This window comes from Rhodococcus sp. 06-418-5, assembly GCF_002258285.1.
GTDB lineage: Bacteria > Actinomycetota > Actinomycetes > Mycobacteriales > Mycobacteriaceae > Rhodococcoides.
Map to the genome: position 1 here is coordinate 397,828 of NZ_NOYE01000008.1, position 15,976 is coordinate 413,803.

The window sequence follows — 15,976 nt, forward strand, 5'->3', positions numbered from 1 at the left end:
CCAGTCTCGGGGCACAGTCCTGCCTGAAGCCAGCGCAACGCGCGGCCATGTCGAGCGTGCGCGCACGTCCGGACGGGCGGCGTGCTGTAAGCCGAGAGATCGACCCAGCTCGAGAGGTGGCTCCGGTCGACGCCCACCCTCGAATCCGTCGCCATCCGAGCAACATTCAGGCCCGGATGCGCCGGATGCTCGGTGTCGTACGTTGCTTCGCCGGTCCCGCTATGCGGGGAAATCCGCACTACGAGAGAGAGTTTCGTTCGATCGTATGTCGCTCAGGTTCTGTTCCAACGCGTCGATGACGGCGTCGTACCCGCTGTTGCCCAGGATCAGTCGGCGTGGCGGCGGGTCCTGGGTCATCGCTGCGATCACCGCATGGGCACCGCGACGCGGATCTCCCGGTTGCACCCCGTTCATGTCGACGAAGGCGGCCCGCACCTGTTGCACCATGTCGTGGTACTCCGGAATCACCTCCGAGACCGGCTCTTCGGCGAATCCGGCGTACGCGTTCGTGCGGAACGCCCCTGGTTCGACCGCCAACACGGAGATGCCGTGTTCGGCGACCTCCTGGCGCAGCGCATCGGTGACGGCCTCGATCGCGTATTTCGTGGCGCTGTAGTAGCCGAATCCGACTGCCGCCACGAGTCCGGCCACCGAGGACACGTTGACGATCCACCCGCTTCCGTGGGCGCGCATACCTGGTAGCACTGCGCGGGTCACGGACAGTACGGCGAAGAAATTCAGCTCGAACATCGCCCGTATCGAGGTCTCGCTCATTCCCTCGATCGATCCGTACCAGCCGCGGCCGGCGTTGTTGACCAGCACGTCGATACCGCCGAAGTGCTCTTCGGCTGTTCGTACTGCTCGTGCAACCTGTTCCGCGTCGGTGACATCCATGGGCACGACGAGAACGCGGTCACCGTACTGCTCGGCCCACGACGTCAGTTCCTCCGGACGCCGGGCGGTGAGTACCACGCGGTCTCCTGCCTCCAGCGCCACCTCGGCGTAGGCCATGCCGAAGCCGCCCGGTGTGCCACCGGTGATGAACCATCGCTTGCTCATGGCTCGATCACCAAGCGGTCGATCAGCGCGCCGTCCAGCGTGAAGCGGTAGTGCAGGTCGACGACTCCCCCGGGGAAGTTGCCTTCCAGGTGCTGCACGACGTCGACCGTCGGGCCGGTCGTGGTCGCCCCGGTGAACTCTGTTGTGTAGGTGTATTCGCTCTCGCTGACCGAGGCGGTCAGCCATGTCTCGATCTCGTCACGGCCGGAGTGGTCGTGGCCCTCATCGGTCACCACGGCGTCCGCGGTGAACACGGTGAGCGCTCGCGCGCCCTGTCGGGCGTCGAGTGCGGTCATGAACGTCTTCACGTTGTCCGGGAGTCCATCCCATTCTGTTGTCATGACCCCACGGTGATGCTTCCCCCAAGGGGAATGTCAACACTGGGTCTGCACCGGTGTCCGTGCCCGACACTCGGTCCCGGCTTCCTGTTGACCTTGCCCTAGGGGGAAACTTCACGATGGGCCCAACCGACAACGCGAACGGTGCTACGGACAGGAGGACGCCATGGGCGCACAGGTCTCGATCGGCGACTTCGCAGTGATGACCAGCCTCAGCAGAAAAGCGCTGCGCCACTACCACGAGATCGGGATCCTCGAACCGACTCTCGTCGACGCACACACCGGTTACCGCTTCTACGACACCAGCCAGGTCGATCACGCACACATCATTCGCCGATTCCGATCGCTCGGCATGTCCATCCCGGACATCAAGGCGCTGCTGAGTGCAGACGACGCCGCGGCCCGCACCGAGATCCTCACGAGTCATCTCGAACGGATGGAGATGCAGCTACAGCACACTCGCGATACCGTCGGCGCGCTGCGCGAACTACTCTCGCCCGTGCACGCACCCGCCGAGATCGAACTGCGCTTCGAGCCGGCCCTCGCCGTGTGGTCCATCGGCACCACCATCGAGGTCGCCGAGATCGACAGCTGGTTCGCGGTGACGGTCGGGAAACTGCGAGATGCAGTCGCGGCGACAGGCGACGACTCCGAGGTCGTGCCGGGCGGCCTGTACGACCGGGCACTCTTCCTCGAATCCCGGGGCGAAGCAACGCTGTTCGTCGCCGCTCCAGGATCGGCGGACCCTCCGGACGGTATCCGGGCCCAGGTCCTACCCGAGGCCCAGTTCGCGGTCCTCACACACTCCGGCGGTCACGAGGGCATCGACCGCAGCTACGCGGCCCTGGGGACGTACGTGAACGAACGACTGGTGAGCGGCCGAGGACCGATCCGCGAACACTACATCGGCGCAACGCCATCGGAGCCGTATGCGTTCACCGCAACCGAAATCTGCTGGCCCATCTTCGGTACCGCTCCAACGTCGGAATGATCCTCGCCGAGTCGGGTGGGGACAGGCCCTGGACCGAAAGCCGTTGACTCTGATCAGCGGACGAGTTCGTAGCGGGCGAGCCACAGCCCGGGCAGTACCTGAGTGTCCTCGGTGTGCACGAAGCCGAAGGCCTCGTACAACGTGCGTGCCGGTGGATTGTCTCGCCCGGTGGCCACACGCACGCGTTGTGCGACAATCGATTCCAGCATTGTGCCGACCAATGCCCTACCGATGCCTCGCCGATGGGCGTATGGAGCAACGACCAGGCGGTCGATCTCAGCCTCGGACCACGCTGCAGCCCCGAGGATGTCGTGCTGGTCCTGCGCGACGAGCCAGTGGACCTGCGCAGCGCACAGATCGTCCACCGACTCGTGCAGCAGCGGGATTCGCTCGTCGCCGATCAGTCGCGCCTCGACTGCATACGAACTCTTCTGCACCGCGAGAATCCGTTCGGCGAGCCCCCGATCGGCGGCAGGGTCGACGCGGACGATCTCAATAGCGACTACCGGCGGGTGCAGGCAGAGCGTCCAGTGCCGCAAGGTGATCCCGACTCAAGGTCAGCGTCGCCGCTCCTGCGTTCTCGTCGAGACGCGACGTGCGTCGAGTACCGGGAATCGGCACCACGTGCTCGCCCTGCGCCAGAACCCAGGCCAAGGCCACCTGTGCAGGCGTCGCACCGAGGTCGTCGGCGACACCCGCGATGGCGTCGACGATCACGAGGTTCGCATCGAGGTTGTCCTGGCTGAAGCGTGGCAATCGCGATCGGAAATCGTCTGCGGCAGGGGTGGTTCCGCGGAAGTTGCCGGTGAGGAATCCGCGGCCCAACGGTGAGAACGGGACGAACGCCGCACCGTTGTCCTGCGTCCACTTCAGCGACGTGGCAAGGTGATCGCGTGTCCACAGCGACAACTCCGACTGCACCGCCGAAATCGGATGCACCTGCTGGGCCCGATCCAGCTGCTCGACGCTGAATTCCGAGACCCCCAGTGCACGCACCTTTCCTGCCTGCACGGCCTCGGCCATCGCGCCGATGCTGTCCTCCACGTTCACTTCTGGGTCCGGACGGTGGAGGTAGTACAGATCGATATGGTCGACGCCCAAGCGGCGCAGCGAATCGTCGATGGCCTGCCGAAGGTGATCGGGCTTGCCGTTGGGGCCCGAAATGACGGGTTCACCGGCGTCGCCGACGTGGGAGACGAGACCGCCCTTGGTCGCGAGGATCACCTCGTCACGCCGGTTCCCGATGGCTTTTCCGACAACTTCCTCGTTGGTGAACGGCCCGTACACATCGGCCGTGTCGATGAAGTTCACACCCAGATCGAGGGCATGACCGATCACTCGATCAGGGCTCTGCGTCTGATCGTCGGCCTTGTATGCCCAGGTCATCCCCATGCATCCGAGGCCTATGGCACCGACTTCGGGGCCGTCGTTCCACAGGGTTCGGGTCGGTACGGTGCGTGCGCTCATGCACTCGACGATAGAGAAGAAAAACCGTTGTCGCCCGCATTCGATGGGCGGCTAGCATCGCCACATGGCTCTTCCACACTCGAAGGTGTATTTCGGCGACCGTCTGGTCGACGCGCAGGACGCGACTCTCGGAGTCGCCACCTCGGCCGTTCTGTACGGGCTCAGTGTCTACACCGTCTTCCCGGTGCAGGTGGACGGTGATCGGCGTACCGCGTTTCGGTTGCTCGACCATTACCAGCGGCTGGTCGAGTCCTGCAAGATCATCGGCATCGACACCTTCGCGTCGCAGTGGACCTTCGAGAGGTTCGTCCAGGCGACGCGCGACGTGGTCGCCGCCAACGCTCCGACGACCGAGGTCTACGTTCGGGCCACCGTCCACGTGGACGAGTCGATCCCGGGAACTCGGGTCCGTGGCCTGCACACCACCGTGTCCATCTTCCTGTACGACGCCACCCCCATCGTTCCGCAGAACGGAATGCGTCTGAAAACGAGTGTGTGGCGACGCATCCCGGACAATGCCATTCCCTCGCGCGCCAAGGTGAACGGAGCTTACGTCAATTCTGTTCTGGCCAAACAGGATGCGATCGACAGTGGGTTCGACGACTGCATCTTCCTCGACATCAACGGTCACGTCTGCGAGCTCAGTGCCGCGAACATCTTCCTCGTCCGTAATGGAACGCTCATCACCCCTGACGTCACCAGTGACATCCTCGACGGCATCAACCGTCGGACGCTCCTGACGCTCGCGCGCGAAGAGGGGCTGACGGTTCAGGAGCGCACCGTCGATCTCACCGAGCTGTACATCGCCGACGAGGTCTTCGTCTGCGGCACCTCGGCGGGAGTTGCCCCGGTGTACGAAATCGACGGTCGCGCAATAGGAACGAAGGAGTCGGGCCCGGTGACGCTTACCCTGCGAAAGCGTCACCAGGCCGCGCTCACCAGCGACGAAATACACGGCTGGGTGTCCGTCTTGTAGGTGCTGTGCCTGAGAATGTTCAGATCACTGACCGTAGACACCACGGCAGCGCGCTGGCACCGGGATTCGTAGCGTGCTCATGTCCTCGACGCTTTCGTCGCGTAGTCGAGAATGTCGGTGTCAAATGTCAGTGATTCTCCGTGTCCGGGACAGTGGGAAGCGGAGCGCGAGAATGTATGTCGTGCTGTACCGCCCCGACGAAGACGTCACTACCGAGTACAGCTGTCGCGTTCAGTGCAGGATACGAGACCGAGACCGCATCACTGTCTCGCTCTCGTTCGCCGATGACCGCGATGTAGGAGTCGCGATGCAGTCTTGCACTCCGGATACGTGCGCCCAGGGAACCGTCCTCGAGAATCTCGGCGCGTACTGATGCGTCGTGCAGTCGGTCGACCAGCGCGTTCGCCGGCTGGGAATCCGACGCGCTCACCGGAATCACCGCCACTTGCCGCGGTGCGAGCCATGGTGGCATTCGACCTGCGTGGCGATCGATCAGCATCGCGGTCAGACGCTCCATCGAACCGAGCACGCCGCGGTGAATCATCACCGGTCGGTGCTTCTCACCGTCGGATCCGGTGTAGTCGAGGCCGAACCGCTCCGGTTGATTGAAGTCGATCTGCACGGTCGACACAGTGTCCTGATGACCAGCGACCTGTACATCTATCTTCGGCCCGTAGAAGGCGGCATCTCCCTCCCCGATGGTGAACTCGCGATCACCCAGTGCCGCGCGTAGCTGACCTTCGGCGCCACTCCACTGCGCGGTGTCACCCAGGTAGCGTCCAGTCCCACCCCGAACCGAGAGCCTGAACGAGGGAACGAGTCCCATTACGCAGTAACACCTTTCGATGGAGTCGAGAGCCAGTCGGACCTCCTCTCCAACCTGATCAGGGGTGCAGAACACATGCGCGTCGTCGAGGGAAATCTGCCGTACTCGGGTCAATCCGCCCAGCACACCGGACAGTTCGCTTCGGAACATCGATCCCAGTTCCGATACGCGAAACGGTAGGTCGCGGAAGCTGCGCCCACGGGCATCGAACACTTGGGTGTGGTGTGGGCAATTGGCCGGTCGCAGAACGAATTCCTCACCTCCGATACGCATCGGTGGGAACATATCGGCCGAGAATTTGTCCCAGTGGCCTGACCTCTCGAACAGCGAGCGTTTCGCCAGGACGGGGGTGTAGACGCCGAGACATCCCGATCGAGCCGATTCCTCGGCTGCCAGTTTCTCGAGTTCCGCTCTGATGATTGCGCCGTCTGGGAGCCAGACGGGTAGACCGGCACCGATGGCCGGGCTGGTTGCAAAGAGATCCAACTCGCGACCGAGCTGGCTGTGGTCGGACTTCATGGGTACTCCACTTCTGCTATGGCCCAGAAGAAGTGCCCAGAAACGTCAAAACCCCGGGAGCAACTCCCGGGGTTCGTCGAAACAGGGGCGGTGCAGGCCTATTTCGGACGCCGGAAGAAAACCGGCGTCGTCGTCTGTGGCTGCAGGCGCATCATGGCGAAGACAGTACAAGCGTCCGCGACGGCTGGCAAGAGCCGTCAGCGATCGACCTGGCAGAAGCGGAGGGTGTTCGAGAACGGGTCTATGACCGTCATGGTAGGACCGCCCGGCGCGTCGTGATCGATTCCCGGTCGGCTGCGTGGGTTGTTCTTCTGGAGCAGTTCGGCATTGAAGGACGCGACATCGGTGATCGGTATCCAGACGGAGGTTCCCGGAGTGCCGTCGCCGTAGTGTTGGGACAGATCCAGGGTGCAGTCCCCGCGCGAAAGACGAATGTACAGCGGCAGATCCGGCTCGAATCGATGTTCCCATTCGACCGAAAAGCCCAGATAGTCCAGATAGAACGCACGCGCTTCGACGTCGTCGAAGATGCGCAGAATCGGAACAGCGGGGCCGAATGCCGTCATGGCATCGAGTGTGGCACGTTCGGCGCCGCCTACACCAGGGCTGCGCTACTGCTTACCCGAATCCAGCAGCACCTCGGCCGCAGCCTTTGCTGCAGTGGCAGATTCGGTGAGTTCGGTGATGGCTGCGGTGGTTTGCGCACCTTCGGCGAGCAACGCGATCTGCAGTCCCACCGACGGAGCGCATCCGGCTTCGACGGCCAATCGAGTGACGTAGTCGATGAAGTTCTTCTTGTGCTGCTGTGCCGCGTCGGCGACCTCGGGCATGGTTGTACCCAGTTCACCGAACGAGTTGATGAAGGCGCACCCGCGGAAGTCGTCCTCCCGGAACCAGTGGTCCAGAAAGTCGAAGATCGACAGCAGTTTCCGACGAGGTGACTCGTAGGCCGCGGCCTCGGCGTTGATGCCGTCGTTCCACTGCCGAGTACGACCACGAAGAACCTCGGCGACGATGGCAGTTTTCGAGGGAAAGAGCGTGTACAGGCGCTTGAGGGAGATACCGGCCTTGGCACGCAACTCGTCCATCCCCACCGCCTGGACACCGCGCGCGTAGAACAGTGCGTCCGCGGCGTTCACCACCTGTGCGCGTCCGATTTCCGTACTGGTCATCGCATACCCCTTGCCGAGAGAACCAACGTTCTCTACTGTAGTCCACATGCGCGGAGAACGACCGTTCTCCCGCTCGATGATCAGGACACAGGAAGGCAGGATCATGGCGTACATCAACGTCGGAACCGAGAACTCCACCCCCGTCGAGGTCTACTACGAGGATCACGGCTCCGGTCAGCCGGTCGTCCTCATCCACGGCTACCCACTCGACGGCAACTCCTGGGAACGTCAGTCACGGGCGCTGCTCGACGCCGGCTACCGCGTCATCACCTACGACCGCCGCGGCTTCGGCCAATCCAGCAAGCCGACCGTCGGATACGACTACGACACCTTCGCCTCGGACCTGGACAAGGTTCTGACCGAACTGGATCTGCGCGACGTCATCCTGGTCGGATTCTCCATGGGCACAGGCGAACTCGCTCGGTACGCGGCGAAGTACGGCACGGATCGCGTCGCGAAGTTCGCATTTCTCGCCTCACTCGAGCCGTTCCTGCTGCAGACCGACGACAACCCAACCGGAGTTCCGCAGTCGGTGTTCGACGGCATCGACAGTGCCGCGCGGGAGGATCGCTTCGCCTGGTTCGACAATTTCTACAAGGATTTCTACAACCTCGACGAGAACCTCGGGAGCCGTATCAGCGAGGCCACGGTGCGTGCGAGCTGGAACACCGCGGCCAACAGCGCGCCCGTGGCCGCCTACGCCGTCGTGCCCACGTGGCTCGAGGACTTCCGCGGCGATGTGGAGAAGGTACGCGCATCGGGCAAGCCCACGCTGATTCTGCACGGCACGGCCGACAACATCCTGCCGATCGATTCCACCGGCCGTCAGTTCCACAAGGTGTTCCCGGAGGCCACGTACGTCGAGGTCGACGGCGCACCGCACGGACTGCTGTGGACGCACTTCCAGGAAGTCAACGACGCGCTGCTCGCGTTCGTGAAGTAGAGGCAAACGCAGAAAGGGACGGCGAAATCGCCGTCCCTTTCTGCGTCGGACTAGACCGCGACGACGCCGTCGTGGTCGCTGTAGACGATCTCGCCCGGGGTGAAGGTGACGCCGCCGAAGCTGACCGGCACGTTCTTCTCACCCGAGCCGGTCTGTGTGCTCTTACGCGGATTCGTGCCCAGTGCCTTGACGCCGATGTCGAGCGTGCGCAGGATGGCCGAGTCCCGCACCGCGCCGTTGACGATGACTCCGGCCCAACCGTTGGTGACGCCCCGGCCCGCGATGATGTCGCCGACGAGTGCGGTGTGCACGCTGGCGTCGCCGTCGACCACCAGAACGCCACCGTTACCGGGTTCGCTCAGAGTCTGCTTCACCAGCAGGTTGTCCTGGAAGCAGCGGATGGTGGTGATGGGGCCCGCGAATTCGGTGTGCTTGCCGTACTGGATGAACTGGGTGTCGCAGCTGCGGATGTCGGGACCGATCTCGTCGGCCAGATCAGCTGTTGCCTTGAATTCCACAGGTGAAGTCATGCGGCACAGACTATCGCCCGGACATCAACCGCGGCCGTGACGGCGTTCGTAGTCGTTTCGAGTGCGGTCGGCGCGGCTCTGCGCCTTCGCGTTGATCAACTGCGGGTCGAGGCCGTGAATCAACAAGCGATGCCGCCGGTAGACGTTCATCAATGCGATCGCGAAGTAGACGAGCGGAATGAACAGCAAGGCCATCATCGCCAGCGACATCCACAGCGGTCCCGGGATCAACAAGAACAACAACAGCAGCGGGATGACGGGCACCGTGAACCGCGCGATGTAGCGGACCTGCGCTCCGTTGCCCACCAAGTCCTTGCGTACCCACTCCTGCATGGACTCGGGCAGCGTGCGACCGAACGAATACCCCAGAAATTGCAGCGGGCTCGGCTTCGTACGTTCGGTGGTCATCGCGCAATGCTAGTCCGATCTTCGTTGGTACATCTCACCGTTGACTGCGGATTATCTCATATGTGACGATAACGTCAGTTGAGTCGGTGGCATCGAAACGAGGACCTCCACTGTGATCGATCGCAGAACGCTGCTGGGCACCCTCAGTGCCGCGACGATCTCCGGGGTTGCCCTCTCGACCTTGACCTCCGCCATGGCATCGGCGTCCCCCGGCCTCACGTCGGCCGGGCTCGTCGACGTCCACTCGCACATGGTTCCCGACTTCTATCTCCGCGAAGCTCTCGCGTCGGGCATCGTCCTTCCCGACGGCATGCCGAAGTGGCCGTCCTGGTCGGTCGATGAGCACCTGCAGATGATGGACGGCTGCGGCATCGACTGCGCGATCCTGTCCGTCTCCTCGCCCGGTGTGCACTTCGGTGACGACGGAAAAGCGGCCGAACTGGCTCGACGGGTCAACGATTTCGGAGCCGGGGTGGTCGCGAATCGGCCTCGACTCGGGTTCTTCGCGTCCTTGCCACTGCCGAACGTCGTCGATTCGACGGTCGAGGCCATCCGTGCGCTGGACCAGCTGGGGGCCGACGGAGTGACGGTGATGTCGAACGCAGGCGGAATGTATTTGGGCAACGCCGCTTTGACGCCACTGCTGGTGGCGCTCGATGCGCGATCGGCGGTCGTGTTCGTACATCCGACGTCACCGCCGAATTCGGGGGCAGTATCGCTCGGGCGTCCGGCACCGATGATCGAATTCCTCTTCGACACAGCACGAACCGTCATCGACCTGCTTCTGCTGGGCGTGGTCGATCGATTCCCCAACATTCGCTGGGTGTTCACTCACGGCGGCGGAGTTCTACCACTGCTGGCGGACCGAGTCGATTTCTTCCGAACCCAGGTGGGTCTGGGGACCCCGACCACGCCGGATGTGCTGCAGCGCTTGTGGTTCGACCTCGCCGGAACTCCTGTACCGAGGCAGCTGCCCGCATTGCTCTCCACCGTCGGCCCCGATCGTCTGGTCTACGGCAGCGACTACTGCTTCACGCCGATCGCCGCGGTGCAGGAGCAACTGCAATCACTCGACGCCGGTGCCGCGAACGGCGGACTGGACAACTGGCGAGGGACCACATCCGGCAACGCTCGCCGACTGCTCGATCGCTGATCCGAAAGAGGTGGACACTGCCGATGAAAGCGCAAGCACTGCAACCGATCGCCGAGCACTGGGACTGGCAGATCGATGCCGCCTGCCGCTCGATGCCGGTCTCGATGTTCTACCCGCCGTTGGGATTGCGGGGATACTCGCTGAAAAGCCTCGAGCGACAGGCGAAGCTCGTGTGCGAACGATGCCCCGTGATCGCACGCTGCCTGCAACACGCGCTCGACTCCGACGAAAAGCACGGAGTCTGGGGAGGGTCGACCGCACACGAGCGTTCTGCGATGGTCCGCGTCACCCCTGACGAGCGGCGTTCGCGACAATGACATCACGAAGGTACTGCGCCAAACCGTCGGCGATATCGTTGTAGTGCTTGGCGAATCGCTCGTCCGCGATGTACATCTCCGCCAGGTTCACCTGCATCTCGTAGCCGCAGTCGTAGTACCGCTCGATCGACGCCCGGTGACGCTCGGCCAGTTGCCCGGCCTCGGTGGACTCCGGCGACACACCCCGCTGCATCGCGGCAGCGAGATCCGCTTCCAGTAGATCCGTCTCCTCTTTGACGGCCTTCCAATCGTCCTTGGTGAACGACGCCGTCCGCTGCTGCGACTGCTTCCACTCGTCGGTCTCGCCCCAGCGTTGCTCGGCTTCCTCGGCGTACTCCTCGCCAGGCCAGTTGTCGCCGAAGATCTCTCGCTGCTCCTCGGGAGTCAGTTGCATACCCATCTTTTTCGCCTCCATCATCTTGTCCACGGCCGCAGCCATTGCGTGCAAGTGATCGATCCGCTCGTTCAGTAGGTCGCGCTGTCGGCGTAGATGCGCCATGGCATCGACCGTAGGATCGTCGAGCAACGCCGCGATGGCGTCGAGCGGGAACCCGAGTTCGCGGTAGGTCAGAACCTGGTGCAGCCGTTCGACATCGGCGGACGAGTACGTCCGATAGCCCTTCGGCGTTCTGCCCGACGGCACCACCAACGCGATCTCGTCGTAATGATGCAGCGTTCGGACACTGACACCCACCAACTTCGAGACTGCCCCGACCTGCAAGCCGGCCGAACCGTTCGCGGAAGAATCACTCACGAAAGACACTGTGCCGCCTCCCGTGACGTGAGGGTCAAGCTACGAGCCTCGCGGGTCGTTCCGCAGGGGCAACTCCTAGCGGATGACGCGCTCGCACCCGGAGGTCGATTCTCCGGCGAGCCGCTGCCCGAGCCAGTCGTACGCTCCGGGACGGCCGTTGGTCTGCGCCAGAGAATGATCCCCTGGAATCTCTTCGAGCCGGACCGACGCCCCGGCTGCGCACCACTGGTCCTGCACCGCCTCGGCACCCTCCTTGGGAATGAGGAAGTCCTGCAGTCCCTGGTAGATGTAAATCGGTGCGTCGGGCTTGCGCTGGCCCATGCGGTTCTCCTCGACGATCGCCTTGGTGATCGGATGCTCGAACACGTCGGGGACGTTGGAGAGGTTTCGCTGGTCCAGCAGCAGCAGTCCCGTGTAGGACAACACGTCCACGCATTGATCCTTCTGCGCCAGAGCCAGTCGCTTGCCGTTGTCGTTGGCGAGCTGCCGCATCTCCGGGTACTCGCGGGACAGGCCGATCGTCGCCGCAGTGAACAGACCCGATCCGATCTGGCCGTTCAGTGACGTCTGCAGAATCTTGTAGTCGGTCGGCGGGCCACCGAACGCGACGCCGGCAATGTTCAACTCCGGCGCGTATTCCGGAGCCAACTGCGCGGCCCAACCCGAGGCGATGGCACCGCCGGAGTAACCGGTGATGCCGATCGGAGCGTCCGCAGCCACCCCCGCGCTCTGCGATGCGCGCAAGCCGTCGAGCACGGTATGCCCTGAAACGAGACCGGCCGAATAGGCCTGTCGAGGACCCTGATAGTCGGTGACGACCACCGTGTAGCCGCGACCGAGCAGAATTCGAACCTGATCGATCTCCTTGTTGTTGCCCCGCGGCAGTGTGTACGACGGCGCGCACTGATTACCGAGCGAGTCCGTTGCCTCGTTGTATGCGACGACGGGACGATCTCCGGCTCCTGACCACGGCGCGGTGGGCGTCAGGACCGTCGTCGCCGCCGCGATGGGGCGGTTCTTGGAATCGGTCGAACGGAAGAGCAACTGAACGGACGACGCCTCGGGCGTCACCGCGACGTCTCGACGGTTGAGCACCGTGCCCGGCTGCCGGTTCTCGTACCCGGCCGGGGGATCGAACCACGCATCGCCCAGGGGGGTGGGCAGGTACGCAGCGGGGTCCGAAGGGGGAGCGACGAAGTCCTGAACAGGATCGGCTTGAGCCGGGCCTGCCAACGACAGCATCAATGCTGCGGCTCCGGCCAGAACGAGTGCCTTGCGCATGTGATTCCCACCCTGTAGCTCCGTACGCCCCGACGTCCGGTAGACCAGTGACCATCGTGCCATACGGTGGTGCAATTTCGGGTCTGTGAACTGAGCCAGCAAGCAGGTAGGTTGTCTGTTACTCCGAACACTACTCACCAGTAGGGACCCGTCCATGCCAGCACCGTCAGCTGCGACCTTCACCCGGCTCGCCGATCTCATCGCCATCCCCGACGCCGAATCGCGGCCGACGAAGACCATCACCGAGGTGTTCACCGGCAAGGAGCTGGCGACCATCCCGGTCGGTACCGCCGCCGATGCGACCGCCGCGATCGCGCGCGTCCGCGCAGCTCAGGCTGCCTGGGTCAAGCGGCCCGTGTCCGAGCGCGCCGAAATCTTCCACCGCTACCGCGACCTGGTGCTCGCCCACCGCGACGAGCTGATGGACATGGCGCAGGCCGAGACCGGCAAGTCCCGCGCCGCCGCTCTCGAAGAGGTTCTCGACATCTCGATGACCGCGCGGCACTACGCGCGCACCGCCGCGAAGCTGCTGGCTCCGAAGAAGGTCACCGGCATGCTGCCCGTGCTGACCAAGACCCGGGTCCGCTACCAGCCGAAGGGCGTCGTCGGAATCATCGCCCCGTGGAACTACCCGATGACCCTTGCAGTGTCCGACGCCATCCCGGCACTGCTGGCAGGCAACGGCGTCGTGCTCAAGCCCGACAGCCAGACGCCGTACTGCGCGCTCGCCTGCGTCGAACTGCTCTACAAGGCCGGTCTGCCCCGTGACCTGTTCGCCGTCGTTCCCGGCCCGGGTTCGGTGGTGGGAACCGCCATCGTCGAGAACACCGAGTACGTCATGTTCACCGGCTCCACCGCTACCGGCCAGCTCCTGGCCGAGCAGGCCGGGCGTCGACTCATCGGATTCTCGGCCGAGCTCGGCGGCAAGAACGCGATGATCGTGGCCAAGGGCGCCAACCTCCGGGAAGTGTCCGACGCGGCCGTGCGGGCCTGCTTCTCCAACTCCGGCCAGCTCTGCATCTCCATCGAACGTATCTACGTCGAGAAGTCGATCGCCGCGGAGTTCACCGAGAAGTTCGGTCAGCGGGTCCGCAACATGAGCCTCGGAGCCGACTACGAATTCGGCATCGAGATGGGCAGCCTCATCTCCGAGGATCAGATCAAGACCGTCTCGGCCCACGTCGACGACGCCAAGGTCAAGGGCGCGACCGTCATAGCCGGAGGCAATGCGCGCCCCGACATCGGCCCGCTGTTCTACGAGCCGACGTTGTTGACGAACGTCACCGAGGACATGGAATGCGCGGCAACCGAGACCTTCGGGCCGCTGGTGTCGATCTATCCCGTCGCCGACGTCGACGAGGCCATCGAGAAGGCCAACGACACCGAGTACGGACTCAACGCCAGCGTGTGGGCCAAGACCAAGGCCCAGGGCGAAGCCATTGCGGCACGGCTGCATTCGGGCACCGTGAACGTCGACGAGGGCTACGCACCGACGTGGGGCACCACCGGTGCTCCGATGGGCGGCATGGGCGTGTCCGGTGTCGGACGCAGGCACGGTACCGAGGGCCTGCTCAAGTACACCGAGTCGCAGACCATCGCGACGACGCGTCTGCTCAATCTCGGTGGACCGCGCGGACTTCCGCCGAAGCTGTGGGCGAAGATCATGCCGCCCTTCGTCAAGGCGCTGAAGTACATCCCGGGTCGGTAGAACCGGGCCCGGCGACGTCGGGCGACGAGGGACGGTCTAGGTCGTACGCAGGACCGAGATGCTCAGGGCCCTGGTGAAGATCGAGTCGGTGCCGACTCGATCGAACATCGGCCACGACTGCCGATCGATTCCCTCGTCGTCGAATGTCGCCACGGGGATGTCCCACACTGTGGATCCGGTTCCGACGTCGATCCCGTGCAGCACTTCCGGTCCGAACAGAGTGGCGACGTCACCGTCGAGCGCACCGACCTCCGCGAAACCTTCTGATTCGCGACTCCACAGCGTGTTCCCGGTGTCGAGGTCGATTGCGGATTCGGTGGCTGTGTCGTCGTTGCGCAGCAGCGCCACCGAACCCGTGACGGCGTATGCCAGTCCGTTGGTGGACAGGAACGCAGCGGCTGGTCCGGTGATCTCCGGCGCAACAGCCCAGACCAGACTCTCGTCGGTCCACACGGGATCCGGATTCGGTGGCCGATAGCCGCCCGTCCCGAGCAGCAACGGGCTCTGCTCGGCGGGTGCGTCGAAAGTCGGCCGCTGCAGGGTCACGGAATTCGTTGCAGCGAGCACGGATCCGTCGGCGTCGACGATCTCCGAACCTGTGACCACGGTGGGATCCGAGCAGTCCGTCCGCACCACCCGCACGTTGCCGTCGCTCGACGCGGTGCCCGAGCGAGCGCAGTTCGGAGCTGTTCTGGACCACCGGTTCTCCCCGGTGGCGAGGTCGAAGGCGAACACTCCTCGGCCGTCGTCGAACAGCCCGATTCCGTTCTCGGTGTGCAGCGTCGAGGCGAACTGTGTGTTGAGTGAGGACGTGGAATCGAACTGCACCGACCAGTCCGCGTCCACGTCGTCCGCGGTGCCGCGAGACACCGTCGGCCGGACGCCCTCGCGGACCGCCCGAGAGGTGTACACGTGACCGTCCGTGGTGGTCAGACCGGTGATCGGAAACGCTGCGTCCCGAGTACTCGATTCCCCGGATTCAGCGTCGACGGTGAGGATTTCGGATGTCGTGCCTGCGGAGCCGCGGTAGCAGACGACCTGCCCGTCGACCAATTCCTCACCGCAGCCGACGACGTTCTCCGCGGGGGTACGCCACCGCACCGCACCGTCGGCGATGTGCAATCCCACCAGGGTGGCGTCGACGAACTCTCTGCCGTCGAGGCGGCCGACGAGCGTGACGACCGTCGACCCGTCGGAGATGGAACCGGATTCCGTCGAATCGGTGTCGCTGCCCTGGACGGGATCACGAAACTGACCGCCTTCGACACCCACATCCGAGGGAGTGAGAGTCCAGCCCAGAGTCGGAGCAGGTCCTGTTGCACCGTCGATGGGAGTGCCGGACGTTGACGCTCGTTCCTCTGTTCCGCACGACGCGCAGGCAAGCGCTGCTACCAGGACCGCGGCGGCGGAGACCTGGAGACGACGTGTCATGAAAGATCCTCCCGCCTGTGCAGAACCGAAAGATGGTGGACGGTTCGGTCTTGGAGCATAGAGAACGAAAAATCCCCGCACTCCCGGTGGGGGTGCGGGGAAC

Annotated in this window: 18 protein-coding genes; 6 read left to right on the forward strand and 12 right to left on the reverse strand. The window is 64.1% G+C overall.

Annotation, left to right across the window (positions count from 1 at the left end; translation table 11 throughout):
* Positions 1-219 precede the first annotated feature (219 nt).
* Positions 220-1,059 carry an SDR family NAD(P)-dependent oxidoreductase gene (locus CH274_RS03670; protein WP_094656748.1) on the reverse strand — a complete coding sequence of 280 codons (840 nt, stop codon included), beginning with the start codon at positions 1,057-1,059 and terminating at the stop codon, positions 220-222.
* Positions 1,056-1,400 (reverse strand): nuclear transport factor 2 family protein, encoded by a 345-nt coding sequence (locus tag CH274_RS03675; RefSeq protein ID WP_179273154.1) that lies wholly within the window; start codon positions 1,398-1,400, stop codon positions 1,056-1,058. The genes CH274_RS03670 and CH274_RS03675 overlap by 4 nt, the downstream gene beginning before the upstream one ends.
* A gap of 163 nt (positions 1,401-1,563) precedes the next feature.
* On the opposite strand from CH274_RS03675, the gene CH274_RS03680 reads away from it, so the two are divergent.
* Positions 1,564-2,388, forward strand: coding sequence for a MerR family transcriptional regulator (locus CH274_RS03680; RefSeq protein ID WP_094656749.1), 825 nt, complete (start codon positions 1,564-1,566; stop codon positions 2,386-2,388).
* 53 nt (positions 2,389-2,441) lie between these two features.
* Here the strand turns inward: CH274_RS03680 and CH274_RS03685 are convergent, their stop codons facing one another.
* Both CH274_RS03685 and CH274_RS03690 read right to left on the reverse strand, forming a co-directional pair.
* Complete coding sequence (locus CH274_RS03685; RefSeq protein ID WP_176459084.1) at positions 2,442-2,825, reverse strand: GNAT family N-acetyltransferase; 384 nt, start codon at positions 2,823-2,825, stop codon at positions 2,442-2,444.
* A gap of 55 nt (positions 2,826-2,880) precedes the next feature.
* The gene (locus tag CH274_RS03690) at positions 2,881-3,855 is read right to left on the reverse strand and encodes an aldo/keto reductase (RefSeq protein WP_094656750.1); all 975 of its coding nucleotides are present in this window, start codon (positions 3,853-3,855) and stop codon (positions 2,881-2,883) included.
* A gap of 64 nt (positions 3,856-3,919) precedes the next feature.
* Here CH274_RS03690 and CH274_RS03695 point away from each other — a divergent pair, with 64 nt between their 5' ends.
* Complete coding sequence (locus CH274_RS03695; RefSeq protein ID WP_179275627.1) at positions 3,920-4,831, forward strand: aminotransferase class IV; 912 nt, start codon at positions 3,920-3,922, stop codon at positions 4,829-4,831.
* A 127-nt stretch (positions 4,832-4,958) separates the two neighbouring features.
* On the opposite strand, the gene thrS is transcribed toward CH274_RS03695, so the two are convergent.
* The 3 genes from thrS to CH274_RS03710 all read right to left on the reverse strand — a co-directional run bounded on the left by thrS (position 4,959) and on the right by CH274_RS03710 (position 7,348).
* Positions 4,959-6,176 carry a threonine--tRNA ligase gene (gene thrS / locus CH274_RS03700; RefSeq protein ID WP_094656751.1) on the reverse strand — a complete coding sequence of 406 codons (1,218 nt, stop codon included), beginning with the start codon at positions 6,174-6,176 and terminating at the stop codon, positions 4,959-4,961.
* 197 nt (positions 6,177-6,373) lie between these two features.
* The gene (locus CH274_RS03705; RefSeq protein WP_094656752.1) at positions 6,374-6,742 is read right to left on the reverse strand and encodes a glyoxalase superfamily protein; all 369 of its coding nucleotides are present in this window, start codon (positions 6,740-6,742) and stop codon (positions 6,374-6,376) included.
* Between the two features lie 45 nt (positions 6,743-6,787).
* Positions 6,788-7,348: a TetR/AcrR family transcriptional regulator gene (locus tag CH274_RS03710; protein WP_094656814.1), complete on the reverse strand. Its 561-nt coding sequence runs from the start codon at positions 7,346-7,348 to the stop codon at positions 6,788-6,790.
* 103 nt (positions 7,349-7,451) lie between these two features.
* On the opposite strand from CH274_RS03710, the gene CH274_RS03715 reads away from it, so the two are divergent.
* Positions 7,452-8,291: an alpha/beta fold hydrolase gene (locus tag CH274_RS03715; RefSeq protein ID WP_094656753.1), complete on the forward strand. Its 840-nt coding sequence runs from the start codon at positions 7,452-7,454 to the stop codon at positions 8,289-8,291.
* Between the two features lie 50 nt (positions 8,292-8,341).
* Here CH274_RS03715 and rraA read toward each other — a convergent pair whose 3' ends face one another.
* Positions 8,342-8,821, reverse strand: a complete 480-nt coding sequence (gene rraA / locus CH274_RS03720) for a ribonuclease E activity regulator RraA (RefSeq protein ID WP_032397105.1) — start codon at positions 8,819-8,821, stop codon at positions 8,342-8,344.
* A 24-nt stretch (positions 8,822-8,845) separates the two neighbouring features.
* Positions 8,846-9,229 carry a DUF5313 family protein gene (locus CH274_RS03725; protein ID WP_032397106.1) on the reverse strand — a complete coding sequence of 128 codons (384 nt, stop codon included), beginning with the start codon at positions 9,227-9,229 and terminating at the stop codon, positions 8,846-8,848.
* A gap of 112 nt (positions 9,230-9,341) precedes the next feature.
* Between CH274_RS03725 and CH274_RS03730 the strand changes: the two genes are divergently transcribed.
* Both CH274_RS03730 and CH274_RS03735 read left to right on the forward strand, forming a co-directional pair.
* Positions 9,342-10,382 (forward strand): amidohydrolase family protein, encoded by a 1,041-nt coding sequence (locus tag CH274_RS03730; RefSeq protein WP_256993466.1) that lies wholly within the window; start codon positions 9,342-9,344, stop codon positions 10,380-10,382.
* 23 nt (positions 10,383-10,405) lie between these two features.
* Positions 10,406-10,699: a WhiB family transcriptional regulator gene (locus CH274_RS03735; protein WP_032397107.1), complete on the forward strand. Its 294-nt coding sequence runs from the start codon at positions 10,406-10,408 to the stop codon at positions 10,697-10,699.
* On the opposite strand, the gene CH274_RS03740 is transcribed toward CH274_RS03735, so the two are convergent.
* Both CH274_RS03740 and CH274_RS03745 read right to left on the reverse strand, forming a co-directional pair.
* Complete coding sequence (locus tag CH274_RS03740) at positions 10,668-11,462, reverse strand: MerR family transcriptional regulator (RefSeq protein WP_256980405.1); 795 nt, start codon at positions 11,460-11,462, stop codon at positions 10,668-10,670. The two genes, CH274_RS03735 and CH274_RS03740, sit on opposite strands and share 32 nt — an antisense overlap.
* A 66-nt stretch (positions 11,463-11,528) precedes the next feature.
* Positions 11,529-12,734 carry a lipase family protein gene (locus CH274_RS03745; protein ID WP_256993467.1) on the reverse strand — a complete coding sequence of 402 codons (1,206 nt, stop codon included), beginning with the start codon at positions 12,732-12,734 and terminating at the stop codon, positions 11,529-11,531.
* Between the two features lie 154 nt (positions 12,735-12,888).
* On the opposite strand from CH274_RS03745, the gene CH274_RS03750 reads away from it, so the two are divergent.
* Complete coding sequence (locus CH274_RS03750; protein WP_094656755.1) at positions 12,889-14,442, forward strand: succinic semialdehyde dehydrogenase; 1,554 nt, start codon at positions 12,889-12,891, stop codon at positions 14,440-14,442.
* Between the two features lie 36 nt (positions 14,443-14,478).
* Here CH274_RS03750 and CH274_RS03755 read toward each other — a convergent pair whose 3' ends face one another.
* On the reverse strand, positions 14,479-15,873 hold the full coding sequence (locus CH274_RS03755; protein ID WP_094656756.1) for an outer membrane protein assembly factor BamB family protein: 1,395 nt from the start codon (positions 15,871-15,873) through the stop codon (positions 14,479-14,481).
* Between the last annotated feature and the right edge of the window lie 103 nt (positions 15,874-15,976).